This window comes from Maribacter arcticus (genome assembly GCF_900167935.1).
Classification (GTDB): domain Bacteria; phylum Bacteroidota; class Bacteroidia; order Flavobacteriales; family Flavobacteriaceae; genus Maribacter; species Maribacter arcticus.
Genome location: NZ_FUYL01000001.1, coordinates 340,726 through 360,034 on the forward strand (window position 1 = coordinate 340,726; position 19,309 = coordinate 360,034).

15 protein-coding genes are annotated in these 19,309 nt (G+C 35.6%); 9 read left to right on the top strand and 6 right to left on the bottom strand.

What is annotated here, in order from left to right; genetic code table 11:
• Positions 1-667: 667 nt before the first annotated feature.
• Together B5X55_RS01530 and B5X55_RS01535 are read right to left on the bottom strand one after the other, a co-directional pair.
• Positions 668-1,897, bottom strand: a complete 1,230-nt coding sequence (locus B5X55_RS01530; RefSeq protein ID WP_079510692.1) for a metallophosphoesterase — start codon at positions 1,895-1,897, stop codon at positions 668-670.
• An 8-nt stretch (positions 1,898-1,905) separates the two neighbouring features.
• Positions 1,906-2,508, bottom strand: a complete 603-nt coding sequence (locus B5X55_RS01535; RefSeq protein WP_079510693.1) for a CDP-alcohol phosphatidyltransferase family protein — start codon at positions 2,506-2,508, stop codon at positions 1,906-1,908.
• A gap of 293 nt (positions 2,509-2,801) precedes the next feature.
• Between B5X55_RS01535 and B5X55_RS01540 the strand changes: the two genes are divergently transcribed.
• From B5X55_RS01540 to B5X55_RS01560, 5 genes are all read left to right on the top strand, one after another.
• Positions 2,802-3,266, top strand: coding sequence for an Hsp20/alpha crystallin family protein (locus B5X55_RS01540; RefSeq protein ID WP_079510694.1), 465 nt, complete (start codon positions 2,802-2,804; stop codon positions 3,264-3,266).
• 119 nt (positions 3,267-3,385) lie between these two features.
• Positions 3,386-6,046 (top strand): cation-translocating P-type ATPase, encoded by a 2,661-nt coding sequence (locus tag B5X55_RS01545; protein ID WP_079510695.1) that lies wholly within the window; start codon positions 3,386-3,388, stop codon positions 6,044-6,046.
• Between the two features lie 692 nt (positions 6,047-6,738).
• The gene (locus B5X55_RS01550; RefSeq protein ID WP_079510696.1) at positions 6,739-9,879 is read left to right on the top strand and encodes a PAS domain S-box protein; all 3,141 of its coding nucleotides are present in this window, start codon (positions 6,739-6,741) and stop codon (positions 9,877-9,879) included.
• Entirely contained in the window at positions 9,857-10,924 is a 1,068-nt protein-coding gene (locus tag B5X55_RS01555) for a response regulator (RefSeq protein WP_079511083.1), read from the top strand. Before B5X55_RS01550 ends, B5X55_RS01555 begins: the two co-directional genes overlap by 23 nt.
• Before the next feature lie 161 nt (positions 10,925-11,085).
• Positions 11,086-11,568 carry a hypothetical protein gene (locus B5X55_RS01560; RefSeq protein ID WP_143814376.1) on the top strand — a complete coding sequence of 161 codons (483 nt, stop codon included), beginning with the start codon at positions 11,086-11,088 and terminating at the stop codon, positions 11,566-11,568.
• Positions 11,569-12,107: 539 nt separating this feature from the next.
• Here B5X55_RS01560 and B5X55_RS01565 read toward each other — a convergent pair.
• Positions 12,108-12,776 carry a BON domain-containing protein gene (locus B5X55_RS01565; protein WP_079510699.1) on the bottom strand — a complete coding sequence of 223 codons (669 nt, stop codon included), beginning with the start codon at positions 12,774-12,776 and terminating at the stop codon, positions 12,108-12,110.
• Positions 12,777-12,953: 177 nt separating this feature from the next.
• On the opposite strand from B5X55_RS01565, the gene B5X55_RS01570 reads away from it, so the two are divergent.
• Together B5X55_RS01570 and B5X55_RS01575 are read left to right on the top strand one after the other, a co-directional pair.
• Positions 12,954-13,355 (top strand): hypothetical protein, encoded by a 402-nt coding sequence (locus tag B5X55_RS01570; protein WP_079510700.1) that lies wholly within the window; start codon positions 12,954-12,956, stop codon positions 13,353-13,355.
• A 17-nt stretch (positions 13,356-13,372) separates the two neighbouring features.
• Positions 13,373-13,732, top strand: coding sequence for a hypothetical protein (locus B5X55_RS01575; protein WP_079510702.1), 360 nt, complete (start codon positions 13,373-13,375; stop codon positions 13,730-13,732).
• A gap of 239 nt (positions 13,733-13,971) precedes the next feature.
• On the opposite strand, the gene B5X55_RS01580 is transcribed toward B5X55_RS01575, so the two are convergent.
• Positions 13,972-14,913: a 1-phosphofructokinase family hexose kinase gene (locus B5X55_RS01580; protein WP_079510704.1), complete on the bottom strand. Its 942-nt coding sequence runs from the start codon at positions 14,911-14,913 to the stop codon at positions 13,972-13,974.
• Positions 14,914-14,940: 27 nt separating this feature from the next.
• The gene (gene ppsA, locus B5X55_RS01585; RefSeq protein ID WP_079510706.1) at positions 14,941-17,337 is read right to left on the bottom strand and encodes a phosphoenolpyruvate synthase; all 2,397 of its coding nucleotides are present in this window, start codon (positions 17,335-17,337) and stop codon (positions 14,941-14,943) included.
• A gap of 358 nt (positions 17,338-17,695) precedes the next feature.
• Here ppsA and B5X55_RS01590 point away from each other — a divergent pair, with 358 nt between their 5' ends.
• Positions 17,696-18,205 carry a nicotinate-nucleotide adenylyltransferase gene (locus B5X55_RS01590; protein ID WP_200811576.1) on the top strand — a complete coding sequence of 170 codons (510 nt, stop codon included), beginning with the start codon at positions 17,696-17,698 and terminating at the stop codon, positions 18,203-18,205.
• A 128-nt stretch (positions 18,206-18,333) separates the two neighbouring features.
• Complete coding sequence (locus B5X55_RS01595) at positions 18,334-18,810, top strand: archease (protein WP_079510708.1); 477 nt, start codon at positions 18,334-18,336, stop codon at positions 18,808-18,810.
• Between the two features lie 247 nt (positions 18,811-19,057).
• On the opposite strand, the gene B5X55_RS01600 is transcribed toward B5X55_RS01595, so the two are convergent.
• Positions 19,058-19,273: a hypothetical protein gene (locus tag B5X55_RS01600; protein ID WP_079510709.1), complete on the bottom strand. Its 216-nt coding sequence runs from the start codon at positions 19,271-19,273 to the stop codon at positions 19,058-19,060.
• Positions 19,274-19,309: the final 36 nt, after the last annotated feature.

Below are 19,309 nucleotides of genomic sequence, written 5' to 3' on the forward strand. Positions count from 1 at the left end.
GTTTTATGTTAGGCAATTATTCCAATTTTTTTGTGGTTTCTGAATTCGAAATAATCCATTTATTCAGTTGAACCACCGCTTTTATTTTACACAGTCGAGAGCCTTTTGTTATTGTTGAGGCGGTACCACAAGTTATGCCATATTGTGACCTTAATCTGCTAAGGATTTTCTTCTGGCTATTGCATATACAATTCTGGTAACCATAATGTCCAACGGCATCAATAGGCCTTTTTTGATAGATAAGTGTTCTAGCAGTATTATCTAACCCCTCTAATAACTACGTATATCGGTACTTCGCATTATAACTTGCAGTCATGCTTTGTTACTGCTTCGGTATTGCTTGGATTGACCATATGAGCAAATACCTTTTTTTTTGTTCGTTTTAAGCCCAAAGAATCAAATGTAATGGTAAGCCTTAAAGTTTCATATGATTTATATCATTGTTGAACAGGGACTTATAAAAATCTTAATGAAATTTTTAATATGAATATTTTTTTAAAATTGGTTCATGTAGATGGTATTTCAATAGAGGTACATTGGACTTTTGTGTTAATGATAATATGGATAAGATTTTTGGAATTCCAAAAAAAATAAAGGTAATCTCAAAAATATCGCCAATAGCCAAGGTCTGATATTGGTACACATGGTTTGTGTAATACTTTACGAATTAAGTCATGTCCTTAGCGCAAGAAAGTTCAATTAACGTGATTTCGGGTCTCATGCCTAACCTGCCAGGAAATCCCATCCAGCCTAAGCCTCGGGTCACATATAGGTATTGACCACCTTCTTTATATAAACCCGCCCAATGCTTGTATTTATACTTTATTGGGCTCCACTTTTTATTTCTAAAACTAATACCGGCTTGCATGCCATGGGTATGACCCGAAAGTGTCAGTGCAATATCTGTATGGTGCGCCACTTCTTCAGGCCAATGCGAAGGGTCGTGTGATAATAAAATTTTGAAATTGGAGTCATCCACTTTTTCTAAAGCTTTTTCCAAATCACCATATTTTTTAAAACCACCATTTCCCCAGTTTTCTACACCGATGATGGCTATCTGTGTATCAGAATTTTCAAAAACTTTTGCTTCGTTCATTAACAGTTTAAAATCAATTTTTTTATAAAATTCTTGAATACCCTTAAAATTTATTTGTTTATCGTGTGGTGTAGGCCATTGACTGTAATCTCCGTAATCGTGGTTTCCCAATACGGCGATTTTTCCTTGCTTAGCCGATAATTGATTTAAAACAGAATCCCAACCTAGTAGTTCCCAAGCAAAATTATTGACCAAATCTCCTGTAAAGAAGATGAAATCAGGCTTTAATTGATTTATTTTTTTGATGGCCTTTTGCAGGTTATGATACTTGAAATTAAAAGAGCCCAAATGAAGGTCTGAAATGTGTACGATTCGTAAGCCATTATACCTCATTGGCAAGGCGTCGAAATTTAATTTTATGTGATGCACCTTAAAACGATAAACCGCACTAAAGATGGCATAAAGTATCACGAAAAAAGGAAGAAAACCAGAAAAAACACCGACCAGCGGTATTATAATAAGAGATTCCTGTTCAGAAAATACGAAATTAGAAAAGTAGAGAATGCTGATTACCACAACAAAAATAAATTTGGGGATAAATGACGATACTGTTAGGCCGTAAAGTCTAGATATAATAAGTTGTTGTCGTTCAGGCGCTACTAATTCCAATTTTATTTTCAGAAGTAAAATTGAGGTTATTAGGCCAATAGTGAAAATCCAAAAGGCGATATAGATACTATTTTTTAGTAGTATTGATGTAATTGGGCGGGTAATAGATAATAACCAATAAAAGGCCAAAGCATCAATTAATAATATTGCCAGACATAAAAGAACAATGGTGAAAAAAGAATAGGAGCGCATGCTGTAATTTATTGCTTTGTGGCATTAGTGCCATTTAATCTTCTTTTATCCTTTAGAGCGAAAAGAAAACCTTTAACATCCGCCACCCAAGAATCGTACATAAAGATGAGTATAATTTCTTCTATTGTTTCTAAAAGCCCTACTATAATCATAAAATAGAACAACCAATATACGGGGCCAAAAAATAGCAGCCATAGTATAAAAACCCCTTGAACAACAGCAGATACTTTGGCCAAATAGGTATGAAAAGATGTTGCCTTACCATATTTAACGAATGCTATAACCATTTGAAGCAGATAAGGCACAAATGCAATTAAGATGAGTATTATATTCGATTTTATAAAGTCGTTCTCGAAAACTACTAGACCGATAAGACCCATTGTAAATGTCAATTGATCTCCGATTGAATCTAATTGAGACCCTCGGGCACTAGTTATTTTTAATTTTCTTGCCAAATACCCGTCAATTGCATCGGTACTATAACTAATAAGTAAAAACCAAGTAAAAAGCTCTCGTTCTCCAAACCATAAGAGCATTGATAGTAACGGAACTGCTGCAATCCGATAAAATGAAAACCAGTCAGCTAAGTTAAAATTTTTGAATGTCCACATAGGTTGTTTCAAGCTTTTTAAATTGGTGTCATTAGTCTTTATTCAAGAAAAGAAAATAAATTAGAAAAACTAAAACTAGTTGATAATAAGGGCTTTCTAAATGATATTTATCATAGTTGAACGTATAGGAAACCAGAATAGAGAGCTAAATAAATACTATGGACAGCTGTTGGTATCCTTTTTTTTAAAATAATCTCAAAAAAAAATCAGTACTGACCTGCGTCATTTTATACCCTTTAAGTTGAATGTAATTTTGAGATATAGTTAAATGTATAACCTTAAATCAAAATATTATGTCATTAGTAAAATTTAATAGAAGACCTTTTGGAAATTTGATTACCCAAGACTTTTTTGACATGGACGATTTTTTCGAAAATCGCGGATGGGTCAGAAATATGGTGTCTGAAAATTTTTGGAATGGTAAAAGATCTGAGCCCGCATTGAACATAAAGGAAACCGATGATAAGTTCGAAATCGAGCTTGCTGCTCCTGGCTTTGGTAAAAAGGATTTTGAGGTTACCATTGAAGATGGTTGCCTAAACATTAAGGCAGAAAAGTCGTCCTCAGAAGAAGAAACCGATGATAACTATACACGTAGAGAGTTTAGTTATAATGCTTTCGAGCGTTCTTTGCAACTACCAGATAGTGTAAAACAAGAAGCCATTAAAGCTAAATATAACGATGGTATTTTAAGTTTTAATCTTGCGAAAAAGGAAGAAGCAAAAAAACTACCACCTAAAAAGGTTCAGATTGCCTAGTTAATTTAACCCCGCTTTTTATATAATACCCTCCGGCCAAAACCTAAACGCGTAAATGTATATAGGTAAGGTTCGGAGGGTATTACATTATATCATAACTTCATTGCAAAATTTTTATAATGGTCGAAAAACCGTTTGCAATATCCTTAGACAAAGTTGTAGCCAGTTTAGATAGCCATGCCGAATTAGGATTGGATAGGGAAGTGATTCAAGAACGCATGAATCAATATGGCCCCAATCAAATACCACAGTATGCCCCAAAAAAAAGATGGCGCATCCTTACCGATCAGTTATTGAACCCTATACTATATATCCTTTTCGCTGCTTCCATACTTGCATTTATTTTCAATGATATTTTAGAGGGCATCGCTATTCTTATCGTTATTTTAATTTCTGCGGGTATTGGGTTTTTTATGGAACTTCAGGCCGTGCGTTCGTTGGAAGAACTTCGAAAAATGGGTCAGTCAAAAATATTCGTTATCAGATCGGGGAAAAGTATACAAATTAAGTCGTTTGAAGTTGTGCCTGGTGATATCGTCTTATTGAGAACGGGCGATATTGTACCGGCCGATGCACGTTTGATGGCAGTTGACAACTTACTGGTAAAGGAATCGGCCTTGACTGGGGAAAGTGTTCCTGTAACAAAACAAACCAGAACCTTACCCCAGCATTCACCAATTACCGACCAACATAATATGGTATTTAGGGGTACTATGGTAACGGCAGGGTCAGGAAAAGCAATTGTAACGGCCACGGCTAAGCATACGCAATTGGGTCATATACAACAACTAGGTATCGATGCCATTGAGGAGCGTACCCCTTTAGAAAAAAAGTTAAACCAATTGAGCAGATGGCTAATCTGGTTAACTTTATTTTTTGCCATATTCGTCATTATTGTAGGATATATTAGGGGAAACGATTTTTTATTAATGGTAGAAACGGGAGTAGCTCTGGCCGTTGCCGCAATACCAGAAGGTCTACCTATCGTGGCGACCATTGCCTTGGCACAAGGTATGTTACGGTTATCGAAACGCCAAGTGATTATAAAAGAACTGGAAGCCGTGCAAACCTTGGGGGCAACTGACATTATCTGCACAGACAAGACAGGTACCTTGACTGAAGATCGTATGAAAGTACATGCTATACTTTATGGAGATGAATCGGTAGATGATGCGTATTCTATAGAAGTATCTTCTTCAGTCAAAGAACATCCGGTTTTTAATAAAATGATGCTTGCTGGTGTTCTTTGCAATAACGAAGATCCAAATGCTATTAAAGGACAAGGTGATTCTATTGAATTGTCCCTTATGGAATTTGCAAAATATTTAGGATATAATCCAGTATCCATCAAAGAAAACAATCCTGAGCTATTGGAGTTGCCTTTTGATGCAACCCGTAAATTTATGGCAACCGCGCATAGCCATGGGGAGCGTTTTCACGTTTACACCAAAGGGGCTTTTGAAAGTCTAATAATCCATTGCGATTTTATCATGAATGCCACCGGCATTATATCTTTTGATACTAAAAGTGAATGGCATGCAAAGGTGAACACTCTGGCCGACCAAGGTTTACGAACCTTGGCGTTTGCCTATAAAGAGACGCAAAAGTTGCCAACTTCTAAATCGATAATTGAGGGACTTACTTTTTTAGGAATTATAGGGTTTCTTGATCCGGCACGTAATGATGTAAAGGCGACCATTGATATTTATAAGAAAGCAGGGATAAAAGTAGTTATGGTTACTGGAGACCACCCTGGCACATCTAAAAAAATTGCACAGGAAGTAGGTCTGTTGGAAATGGATGCCTCTCCAGATAAAGTAATAATAGCCAAAGACTTTGTGATAGGGGATAATCCAGATGCAACGGTAATCAAAAGGTTGTTGAATGCTTCGGTTTTTGCACGTGTTACCCCTGAGCAGAAGCTAGATATTGTCAAATTCTATCAAAAGAATAACCATATCGTAGGCATGATTGGTGACGGTATAAACGATGTTCCTGCCTTAAAAAAAGCCGATATTGGTATAGCTATGGGCATTCGGGGTACTGAGGCCGCTCGTGAAGCTGCCGATGTTATCTTGAAGAACGATGGATTTACTGCAATAGAATTAGCAATCAGACAGGGTAGGGTGATTTTTGAGAATATTCGTCAGTTTGTGGTATATCTACTATCATGTAATCTGGCTGAAATACTATCGGTTGGTATCGCCGCATCATTGAACTTTCCGTCGCCTTTGTTGCCCATGCAAATATTGTTCTTGAACTTGATAACAGATGTATTTCCGGCACTAGCACTGGGGTTGGGAAAAGGAGAAAAAGACATTATGGAACGTCCGCCAAATAACCCCAAGGCACCCATCATTAATAGAAAAGATTGGTATAATATAATTTTATATGGGCTGTGTATAAGCTTAGCAGTTTTAGGTATTGTTGCCTATGCATACCTTGTATTAGAACTACCTACTGAAACTATTAATAATATGGCTTTTTATACTTTGGTAATGGCACAATTATTCAATGTTTTCAATTTGCCAAAACATACAGAATCTTTTTGGATTAATGAGGTAACTACAAATATTTGGGTTTGGGGAGCAATAGTTTTATCCCTTGGAATAACGTTTGGGGCGTATCTAATTACTCCAGTAGCTGAGGCATTATCATTAGACCCCGTTTCTATGCACCAATTGATATTGGTAATACTGTTTGCGTTGGGTTCTTTGGTACTGGCACAATTGACAAAACGTTCGATAAAATATTGTTTTGGTAAAACACCAAATGGCTAATGTAATAGGGAGTCAGCTCAAAGAGGGGTTTTTAAAACTACTATAACATTGAATCAAAGTTATGACCCCTATCCGCACCCATAAATAATTCATAAGACCCGTTGATTTAAATCGTTTATTGCCTCTGATACTAGTGCTTCAATTTGGGACGGATAGAAGCCATATTCTTCATGGGTTTTTAAAGCGCAAATTTATGCAACACCGCGTTCGCCACCATCAGAAAGTACAAAACCTGTTTTATAATTACGTAAGTCCTTTACTGTTCGGTAATCTGCCATCTTTTAATTCAATAAAATAATTTTTATCATTTTTATTTTTCAAATGTGATTGATGACTAATATCATTTTTATCCTTGCCTATCAATGATATATTTGATAAAATTCAATACATGAAATCCTTTTTTAGGAATAGTCAGAAAAAACTCATTGTTGAATTTTTATTTAGACTTAGCGTCATTTTAAAAGGCTGATGAAAAAGTGGTTAGGGTTAATTTGCACTACAGGATTAAAGACGGAAAATGGATGGGGCAGCTCATTTTTAGGATGAGTATCACCATTTAGGCTACTAGATTGATTTTACTACAAAATCTGAGAAAAATTTATTGGTTTTGTTCAAAACAATCATTTAGATGCATTGCCAAAAATGCATAATAAAGGATACGATATGGAAGAAGTATAATTTGACCTACCGCTATGAACCGATTTAAAGAACAATATGAAAGGAAACCAAAAGTAACGGAAACTGCGATATATCAGGTCGTTTTCGATTCCTCTTTGGCAGGCTTGTTCGTGCTCGATTCAGAGGGTACTATTCTTAAAGTAAACGCCCAGAGTGAGCGTATGTTCGGTTACGAAAAGAAGGCGTTAATCAATAAAAAAATCGATATCATCTTTTCAAAGAGATATAAAAAAGAGATAGAGCTCTTTATGAATAAACCAACCTCTGAGCCAATTCAGCTCATAGGGTTACATTTTAACGGGATGGAATTTTCCATGGATATTAGAATAGTTAAATCGGTTGTCGAAGGACAAACAATTTCGGCTGTTTACTGTAAAAAAGCTGACCATGCTGTTTTTGAAAGCGACAGGAAACTCCGCACCCTAATCAGAAATGTACCTGGTATAGTCTACCGATGCAAAACCGATAAGCACTGGACTATGGAATTTCTTAGCAATGCCTGTGAAACTATCAGTGGGTATTTACCCGAACTATTTTATGCTAATGGTACTTTAAATTGGGTAGCCCTTATTCATCCAGATGATAGAAATAGAGTCGAAAAGGAAAGAAGGAAAGCTATTTTGAAAAAAGATTCTTATGAATTTACCTATCGAATCACAACAGCTGTCAATAAAACAAAATGGATATGGGAAATAGGGTCTTGTGTTATAGACCAAACAGGGGAAATCATGCATTTAGAGGGGTTCATGCAAGATGTTACAGAACGTACGGTAGCGAAAATCTCACTTACCAAAGAGAAGGAATTACTTTATAAATATTTAGAAACTGCCGCATCCATTTTTTTGGTCATTAATAGAGATCATACCATTGCCATGGTCAATAGAAAAGCATGTGAAGTTATGGGCTATGACGCGCAAGAGATGGAAGGTAAGAATTGGTTTGACCATTATATTCCCAAAAATGATAGAAAAAATTTGACACAATTTTTCGATTATATAATTGAAGGTGAGTTAGAACTACCTAATGAGAAAGAGAACTGGGTGATTGCTAAAGGAAATAAAAGAAAGTTGATTCGTTGGCAAAATGCACTTTCTAAAGATGAAAATGGGAAGGTTACGGGTTTAATCAGTTCTGGTATTGACGTGACCCAACAAGTTAAGGCGGAAAATAAATTACGTGAAAGTATGGAGAAAAACAGGGCTATTCTTGAGGCAATACCCGATGTTATGACCATACACAATAAAAACGGAACTGTATTAGAAATACAAGTTCCAGACGAGTCATATCTTTTTGCAGAAAAAGAGAATCTCAAAGGAAAAAATCTAAATGATTTGTTCCCAAAAGAGGTCGCAGATAGGCTTAATAAGACAATATCAACAGTTCTGGGTAGCCAAAAAATGGAAATATTGGAAGTAACGGTACAGGTGGCAAATAGAATGATCGATTACGAATGTCGGTTCGTACCATTGAACAAAAATCAAGTATTGGCAATTGCTCGAGATATTTCAAAAACAAAGGAAATTCATAACACTTTACATTTAAGAAACAAAGCATTAGATGCCGCCGGAAACGGAATCGTAATCGTCGATGCCCAACAGCCTAATTTGCCTATAATCTATTGTAATTTTGCTTTTACCGAGATTACAGGCTACAGTCGCGAAGAGGTTATAGGTGAAAATTGTCAGTTTTTACAGAACGACGATAGAGACCAAGAAGCCATTGTTACGATGGGAAAAGCCATTAAGAAAGGGGAGGAGTGTAGGGTGTTTTTACGAAATTACCGTAAAGACGGTACCCTGTTTTGGAACGATTTAAGTATTACTCCGTTATTCAATGAAAATCAAAGATTAACCCATTTTATTGGGGTGCAGAATGATGTTACCGAAATGCATAATGCAAAAAATCAGTTAGAACAATATGCGAATAAGCTTGAAGAGAAGGTAGCAGATCGTACTAAAGCAATTGAATCGACGGTACAAAAACTAGTCGAGAACAATCTCATTCTTGAAGATCAAATTCAAGAGACTAAACTAGCAGAAAGTAAGGCACAACGTAGCCAAGCTCAGTTTAACGCAATTGCCGAAAATTTTCCAAATGGGTTTATTGTGGTCTTCAATGCTGATTATGAACTCCTCTACCTAGAAGGAGAAGAATTGAAACGGATGAACCTTAATAAAATCAATTTTGAGGGGAAACATATTGATGATATTCCAATTTTTTCAAAAAGACAGATTAATCAGGTTAAACAAGATCTTTTTAAAACGATAGCGGGCAAAAGTCTTTCCTTTGAGGTCGAGTTCGGTGATTTTTGTTATGCCGTAAATACCACTCCATTAAAGTCTGAAGAAGAAAGTATTGTTTGGGCACTTTTTGTATATAACAATATCACAGAACAAAAAAAAGTGCAAGAAAAATTAGCCAAGGCACTAAAGGAAGAACAAGAACTAAATGAACTAAAATCGCGCTTTATCTCAATGGCCTCTCATGAGTTTCGCACTCCATTAAGCGCTATTCTGTCTTCCGCAATCTTAATTGGAAAACAAAATGAACCTGATATGGCAGAACGACGTGAAAAACATGTTTCCCGTATTCGTAGCCATGTAAAACATTTGGTCGTTATATTAAATGATTTTCTATCGTTGAGCAAATTGGAAGAAGGTAAGGTAGAGGCAAAGCCCCAGTATTTTGAATTAATGGAGTACTGTAAAATTGTTATCGATGAAATGGAGTCGACAAAAAAGGAAGGTCAGGTTATTCAATTTAAATATACATCTGCGGAAATACCTGTTTTTTTAGATCCAAAGCTATTGAGCCATATCTTAATCAATCTCTTGTCAAACGCTTTAAAATATTCCGAAGAAGGCAAGGAGGTGGTAATGGAAATTCAACAGGCCAATGAAGCGGTATTATTTAATATCACCGACAATGGAATCGGCATACCAGAAAAGGACCAAAAGAGTTTGTTTGAACGTTTTTTTCGTGCCGAGAACGTAACGAATATAAGTGGTACTGGTCTAGGGCTGCATATAGTCAAACACTATGCAGAGTTGATGGGAGGTACTGTACGTTTTAAAAGTAAAACTGGTATTGGAAGCACCTTTACCGTTCAACTTCCCCAAAATTTATATGAACATGAAAAAAATATTATTAATTGAGGACAATCAAGATGTTCGTGAGAATACGGCAGAAATATTAGAACTAGCCAACTACCAAGTAGTTACTGCTGAAAATGGTATAATAGGTATAGAAAAAACAAAGGAATTTAAACCCGATCTAGTGCTCTGTGATATTATGATGCCACTAATGGATGGTTTTCAAGTATTACGAACTTTTGAAAAAGATAGTAGTATGGTCAGTACTCCCTTTATTTTTCTTACCGCAAAGACAGATAGGTCTGACATGCGTATGGGCATGAATCTAGGCGCCGATGATTATCTAACAAAACCTTATGAGGAACATGAACTGTTAGAAGCAATTGCCTGTCGCTTAAATAAACACGATAACTTAAAAAATGAAATCAAGAAAAACTTGGAAGGTCTCAATAGATTTTTGGGCGAAGTTTCTGAATATGAAGATATGGAAGGCCTCTCTAAGAGTCATAGCCTGAAGTCTTATAAAAAAAAGGAAATTATCTTTTGGGAAGGAGAAAATGCACATTCACTTTTTTTCATAGAAAGTGGAAATGTCAAGACCTATAAAGGTATTGAGTCTGGCAAAGAACTGGTTACGGGGCTTTATGGGCCTGGCGATTTTGTAGGACAATTATCACTATTACACGCTGCCGGTACATATGTAGAGAACGCCGTTATTTTGCATGATGCAGAACTTTGTGCTATACCTAAGGCCGATTTTATAAAATTGCTTTATGGTAACCCAATGGTCTCTCAAAAATTTATTTCAATGATTTCTAATAACTTAATAAACGTTCAGGCACATCTAGTAGATATGGCCTTTGCTACGGTACGACAACGAGTGGCCAAAGCTCTTTTGGAACTATATGAAAAAGGTCATATTAAAGATAAGCCGGGTGAGGGTATGTCTATTCCTCGTGAAGATTTTGCAGGTATGATCGGTACGGCTACCGAAACTGCCATCCGAACACTTTCCGATTTTAAAGATGAAGGTTTGATTACGACAGACAGTGGTCGAAGGATCATTATTTTAGATAAAGAAGAATTACTGAATATTGCAGATTTCTAAATAGACGGTAATACTATTACTTAATCATTTTTAATTTCTACAAAAAAATTTCGTAAAAATGATTTTGAAATGACTTGAATCATAACTAAAAGGTTTGGACTTGTTTAAATTAGTAATTGTGGAATGTGTTTATCTACATCTAATACAAACCTTCTTAAGTCATGAAAACAATTCATTTAAAACAAGAACAACGGCGCTTTTTGATTATAAGTTATCGAAATTTGGAGCAGCTTAAAGAAGTAATTCTAGAATTAGGTAATACTACTTCAGTGAAACCAAATATGTCCGTTTTAGGAAAATTGGGACAAGATTGTGTAGTAAACAATAAAGAAACCCAACTAGCCAAAACTGAATTAAAGCATTATTTCAAAGGGGTATTGGGAGCAAAAACTGATTTTGCGATTTTCTGTAATCCTGAAATAGGTACATTATTTATAACCGGTTCTCTAGTTTCTCAATTTATACACGATATGCATGGAACAGTTTTAGGAGAAATGACTTCTGGGCCATATGGGATTCTAAGGGGTCTTGGCATAACCGAAAATAACGCATCCAAATATTTAAAAGATTTGAACGAGAAGTGTTTTCTTCTCATATTAAGGGGTTATGATCAAGAATTGAAAATCATAGAAGAGTTGCTCTAACAACTAAACTAACAGTATGATACATTTTATCGGAAGTTTCTTATCGCTTATATTTTAATATAGGACAAAAAAAACAGGAGACCGAGGCCTCCTGTTTCACACGAAACGTATGAATTCGTTTATGATTTAAATCGAACTTTTATATCATTTTATCTCTAAATCGATTCAAAAGTTGATTTTGACACTTACGGTATCATCCGAAACGCTATGGTTTCTATCTCTATACAGAACTAAAAACCAATTTCGTATTTTAAAAAGAAACCGAAGTACCGAAGGTACCTCGGTTTCCTAGGAGATGTTCTTCAGCCCAATCGTCTACTAGTTATAACCCTACTAGAATATATTGCTATAACCGTTCGAGATACACAAAGTATTGAATTGGTTTTCGTAACCTCTTCTTTTCTTACAATTTAGTACTCTACGCGAATACTAAATCTATATGTGATTTTTTTCAATGAACTTTTAATGATACAGCTAATTTACATTGTTGTTCTTATATCTAAAATGACCTAGGTCAGTTTGTCTGATTTTTTTATATATTAAACGAACTCAGGGTAAGATTGTACCACAATATCATTTTGTACATGTCGAACACCATTAGCTTTATAGGCTGTTTTTTCAATCAATTCACGTTCCTTTAAAGAATGAACCCTTCCCTTAAGCTGTACAGTATCATCATGAACTTGAACTCGAATACCTTTGGCCATTAAATTGGTATAACGTTCTAAGGCCTTGGTAATTTGCTCTTCAATATTCTTGGCTTTTTCCACTGGCTTTATCTCGATGTTGTTGACGACCCCTTTTACTCCTAATAGGTTTTGTAAACTGTGTTCGGCGGCTTTTCGTTGAAAGTCCCAAGCTACATTACCCGATAAATATATATAACCATCTTCAACAAAAACCATGATGTTTTCTTCGGGTATTTTGGCGTTCCATTCCAAAGCATTTACTGCTGCTTTTGCAATTTCTTTATCGGTTTTTTTAAAATCTTCACCATATTTTACCTCTATATCTTCAGCAACTGCTTTGACTCCGACGACACGCTTCGCAACTTTATTGGCCAAGGCTTTTTTGTGGTATTCATTTACAACGCCACTTAGCGTTACAATACCATCTTCAACTATGACTCCTATTTGGGTCTCGTCTATATTGGGTTCGAATACGAGTTCATCTAATATATCTTGTTTGATTTGTGCATCCGATTTCATGTGATTTTTATTTTTATTAAAAATACATGTCTTGGTTGGCCTACAAAATGATATTCGTCAGGCCTAAACATTGTTGATTACTTATTTTCTCTAGAAGGTTGATACTGACCTAAGTCATTTGGCGCTTTAAAACTATTTTGAAATTTTGAATAGTAATAAAATCAAAATAAAATTCAAATGAAAACAGCAACTTCAAATACCAAAGCGGCATTATTGTTATTGGGTGCGAGCCTTGATGTTCTGCACCAAGAAAGTAGAGAGTGGCTAGAAAACATTGCCTTCTGGAAAGACGAAACCAAATTCTTCGCTAATTTGTTGAATAAAGATGAAAATAAGACATCTGAGTATTCCGAAATGTTGAAGAATTTAGACAAAATACATGAAAATCTTTTTGATTATTTAGAAGACGATATTAAACAGCATGAGCGCTTTTTATCACGTTTACTTAAAGGCCAAAAAGGATTATCTGATGGGGACTACCGTGAAAAACATCGCAGTCTTGGTGAGCGAATGGATTTGTTTACCAATAATTTCAGGGAATTTAAAAAAATGGTTTTCGGCTATGTCAAGAAGTTTTAACCGTTAAAACTATAGCTATGGAAATGACCATATTTATTAAGGATATTAGACCAGTGGATAGTATTGCCCGTTTCATGGACTTTTACCATAGTTTGCAAATGAACTATTTGGCGAGTGATTTATTAGACCAGGGTTTGTCACCTCAACAGATTTCAGATGCCGTAATTAAGGCGATTAACATTGGCAAGGCCTCAGGGTTGGTATTGAACCAACATTTTAAACCTATTTTCAGTAGCTTTAATAAGGAAATTATCAACGACTGTAAACTATCTCACTTGGCCTATGGTCTAGTAATGATTAATGCAGATGTAGAACTTTCGGTCGTAGGCGATTTTCAGGTAAGTTTGTTACAGTCATATTTAATTAATCATAGTTGATTTAAATATCGATTTCCAAGCCTTTTCAATAATTGTATATTACTTAAAAATAGTGGTGTCGAGTTTCCTTTTTTTTTGCGGAATTTAAATTGAATTGGTATACGACCACAGGTGATAAAACTTTTAGACATTAGCATCTAAACTTTTTTAAACTTGAAAGGATGCTATTAGTAAGATAATGGAATAAAATAGTCATCCCAGTTCTTCTGAAATATAACATTGGTGTGCTAAATAATTTTTTAGAAAGAATCTTTCGATGTCATCCATTTATATATCCTCTCCACATCTTCTATTTGACAAAGCTGGGCTCCCTGTCGTAGGGTTGCAGCCGCTCCAGAGGCGACTCCATATTGTATCATGATTTTGGGAGTATGTCCTGTCTGAGCTTTCAATAGCATGCCTGCTAACATGCTGTCACCGGCACCGATAGTATTCTTTTCATGGACTATGGGGGCAGGAATATATTCGAGAACATCTGAAGTAACCAATAAAGCACCACGACGCCCCAATGACACGGCCAAAATCTCACATTTATGGGTTGCCATAAAATCTTTAGCCGATTCTTCTAGCATCTTGTTAGACAAGGTCTCTTTACCATAAAGACTCGCAAGTTCAGAAAGGTTTGGTTTAAATAAAAAGATGTCCGTTTTTATCGCATGCTTTAAGGCGCCTTCTTTTGTATCTAAAACAAATTTCGCTTTTTTTCGCTTGGCTATCTCTCCCACCATCATATAATAATCATCGGGGATACCTGAAGTCAACTTTCCACTGACAACTAAAAAATCATTTTCGCTTAAAGACCTTTCGACAATGTCCAACCCTGCTTGCCATTCATTTTCGTTTACTTGCGGCCCTGGGAGTCCGAAACGATATTGTAAATCTGTTGCGGTATCGAATACCGAAAGATTTTCTCGGGTTGTTCCCACCAAGTCAATTTCGTGATGCTCAATTCCTTCTTTAGACAATAACTCTTGAAGATGTGCCCCAATACGCCCCCCAGAGAAATGGATGGCAATTGAATTACCTTTCAAATTATTGATTGCCCTAGAAACATTGACGCCTCCTCCGCCAGAATAATATACAGGTTCTGAGCAACGTAATTTTTTGTTAGGTACCAAGCTTGATATGGTCGTGTTTTTATCAACCACCGGGTTTACGGTAAGGGTGAAGATTCGGTTCAATTGGCTATACTTTTTTAAATTAAATTTTTAGTTACTGCTTTTGGCCATCTTGGAAGCCGCACGTATTTTTTCACCTTTGTTGATGTTCTCGATGCCTTGTAGCAAGGCATCGGGGTTAAATGAAATACTGTCTATGCCCTCATCAACCAGAAATTGGGCAAATTCGGGAAAATCGCTAGGTGCTTGTCCGCATAATCCGATTTTTGTTTTGGTTAATTTAGCAGATTTGATTGCCATAGAAATCATTCGTTTCGATGCTAAATCGTTTTCATCGAAGAGTTGACCCATAATTTCGGAGTCTCTGTCTATACCTAATGTTAGCTGTGTAAGGTCATTAGAACCAATAGAAAAACCGTCGAATATCTGTGAAAATTCTCTTGCCAGAATTACATTACTGGGTATTTCGACCATCGTATATATTTCTAAACCATTTTCACCTCTTTTCAATCCATTTTCTGCCAAAACTGATACTACTTTTTCACCCTCTTTGATAGTTCTACAAAATGGCACCATAACTTTTAAATTGGTTAAACCCATATCTTCTCGTACCCTTTTAATAGATGCGCATTCTAAAGCAAAACCATCCTTATAAAGTTCGTTGTAATACCTAGATGCTCCCCTAAAACCTAACATAGGATTTTCTTCACTGGGTTCAAAATCGGCACCACCGATGAGGTTGGCATATTCGTTAGTTTTAAAGTCACTCAAGCGCACAATGACCTCTTTTGGATAAAATGCGGCAGCAATGGTAGCTATGCCTTGAGAGAGTTGGTCAATAAAATAAGCAGATTTGTTAGCGTAATTTTTAGTTAGATTCTCTATTTCTTTGCGGGTATCAGCATCTTTGACCGCATCGAATTTGACCAAGGCCATTGGGTGTATTTTAACTTTATGGGTAATAATAAATTCCATTCGAAGCAGACCAACCCCATTATTCGGATAAAAAGAAAGTTGAAAGGCATTTTCGGGATCGGCCAGAATCAATTTAGCTTCTGTACGAGGCATCTGTATTCCTGAAAAATCGATTTCTTTCTTTTCAAAAGGTAGTTTTCCCTTATACACATATCCTGTTTTTCCTTGGGCGCAAGACATAGTTATCGTCTCACCGTTCATAATACTTTCGGTAGCATTGCCACAACCTACAATTGCGGGTACACCTAGCTCACGGGCTACGATAGCGGCATGGCTAGTTCGACCACCTTTGTTCGTGATAATCCCACCCACTTTTTTAAGTAACGGATCCCAATCTGGGGTAATGGTATCAGTAATTATAATTGAATCTAACGTCAATTCTTTTGCATCGTTTGGGGAGTTTAAAAGAACACCTTGGCCAACTTTTATTTTAGAACCTACTGCATTGCCCTGGGCACAAACTTTTCCTTTTTCTAATAATTGATATTCAACATGTATGTGCTTGTTTTTATTCTGATGAACGGTTTCAGGTCGGGCTTGGGTAATAAATAGCTCATTGGTAAGTCCGTCTTTTGCCCACTCAATGTCCATTGGCTTTTTATAGTGCTTTTCAATTAATAGTGCCCAATTGCCTAAGGTGGTAATTTCCTCATCAGACAAAACGTATTGTTCCTGTTTATCTTGGTGGGTGTCTATATTTAAGGTAGTAGCTTTTTCTGCTTCGGCAGCATATATCATTGTAAGCCTCTTATCTCCTAATTTTTTTTGGATTATGGGATATTTACCATTTAGAAGACTAGGTTTGAATACATAAAATTCATCAGGGTTTATTGTACCCTGCACAATATTCTCGCCTAAGCCCCATACGCCCGAAAGTAAAATAACATTCTCGAAACCCGATTCTGGCTCAATGGTAAAACCTACCCCAGAGCAACCTTTGTCTGAACGCACCATTAATTGAACACCTACAGAAAGGGCAATATCTTTGTGCAGAAATCCTTTGTCCTCTCGATATTTGATGGCACGGTTGGTATATAGAGAAGCGAAGCATTGCTTGACCGCTTGCAAAAGAGCGGTCTCTCCTTTAATATTTAAAAACGTGTCGTGCTGACCAGCAAAACTGGCATCGGGTAAATCTTCTGCAGTAGCACTACTGCGAACTGCAACAGCTACTTGATTATCGTCACATAAATAGTTGTAAGAACTGATAATGGCTTGGGAAAAAGCGGTAGACATTTCACTTTTTAGAATTAGACTTCTTGCTCGTTCGCCAATCAATGCCAAATTAGAATATTCAATTCGGTCCAAGCCAGACATGATGTTCTCAAGTGCTTCTTGTATGTCATTTTCTTTTAGGAATTTCCAAAAGGCGATTGACGTTGTCGCAAAACCATTAGGTATAGACACTCCCTTAGAAGTCAATTGATTGTACATTTCTCCAAGAGAAGCATTTTTGCCTCCTACCGATGCAATATCGGAGATACTGATATGCGTAAATTTTTTAATAAGCATAGTGCAATGGTTTTAAATTTATGATTCAAAATTACCTATCATAGGTTTGGGTTGGCATGATCTAAATCATTTGCCAGTTTATCGCCCCCTTTTCTTTCCAGTAATATAATTGATACTAATTAGGAAAAACAATGGTCTTTTGTCTGTTTCTGTTTTCTCAAAACTAAAACTTACAAGATGTAAAACTTATGATTTTGGTCAGTACCTGTTAATTGGATGATTAAGCAGTTTATTTAAAAATTCTCCTACTGATGCAGGTCATTGTAGTCAAGGGTATTCTTCAATAATTTAGCCAATAACAATAAGAGAAGATATAGGTAAACACGAGCATTTAAGTATGAACTAAAAATTAAAAATCATGAAAAAAGTAGTATTAGGTTTATTAGCTATTGGGTTAAGCTCTCAAATGTATTCTCAAATTATTAAGACAGAACAGTTATCTGAGGTATCTGTGTATGCGACGAACTACAAGTATTTGAACGAATTAAATACGAGTGAAGAAGTTTCGGTTCCTGTAGAATTATTACATCGTAAAGTGGCTGGGTTCAACGTAAAGGATTCTGAGTTTTACCAAGATGACTATGATTTGTATCAAGTTAATTTTTTTATCCCCGAGGGTACTATTTTGGCCGCCTATGATGCAAACGGAAAACTTATACGTACCGCAGAAAAGTTTAAAAACATCAATCTTCCTAAAGCGGTAAAGGAATCTATTGATAATCGTTTTCCAGAATGGACAATTACTAAAGATATCTATTTGGTGAATTATCAAGATACTAAAGGCGCTAGTTTGAAGTATAAGGTGAAACTCGAAAACGGCGATAAAGTTTTAAGGGTGAAATTAGATGAAATGGGAAACTTTCTTTAGAAGTATAAACTATTGATTATAAAATTGAGAGCGTTGTTTTATAAACATCCATTCAAATTCTGGATGTTAAAGGCAACCTCTCATTTTGCAACTAAATTTTTTAAGTAGAAGACAAAAAAAATAATACTATGGAAACTCAAATTTTAAACAAGCAACACCGGCATTTTAATAAGAATATGGATAGGATTGACATAGTTAAACCGCAAGTGACTATTCAAATAGAAGCGAACAGTTTACGTGAACTTTTTAAAAAGAGCTTAAGAAGCTTGGCCAATAAGTTGAAATATAAAATTTACAATCCTACGCGACACGCTGATTGTACTATGAAAATAGAAGTTGATGCAATGAATAGTAAGAAATTATTGAAGAAATTCTTAAACCAAGTCTTAGAATTGACCTATACACATCACACCATTTTTTGCACTATGTACATTGAAGAACTTAATGAGAATAGATTGAATGCACAATTATTTGGTAATTGGTTTGATAAGTTTGATAATAAGATAAAATATGTTCCTGAAAATGGCATACTTATGAGTAGTGAAACAGATCCGTTAAAACCTTTTAATAGCTCAATTATTTTTAAGTGTGAAGAGGATTTTTAAAATTCTGTATTCGACCCTATTTTTTAAACGAATAGGCTTGTTTCAATTGATAATATCATACTCATTGTAAAATTCAATGATGCTATAAATTAGCGTTTGTACATATAACCAAATTATCTTTTGCTCAAGCCGAATTATTCGAATGGTAGATGATGATTTAATTAGTTAGGCTAAAATTGTTTTTAGCCTTAGACTTATGGGATTTTTTGTAATGGGTATTTTCTTTTATCTCCGCCTAAAAAGAAGTTTATTTAGCTTTTTTATGGGTTTCTAAATGGTGTTTCAATAATTGCTTTAAACTTTCCAGATAATCCTGCATAACTTCCTTATCAATATGTGGATTTTGCTTAGTGGGAATAGTCAATGGGTTTTCATCCAAAGAACGATAAAGTTCTGGATAATTTGTCTCGATATTCGTCGTAAGCTTTTCGATTTCGACTACTACCCTCCTTAAATCCTTCATAACACTATTGCATTCGTTGTGAGGTGTAAATATATT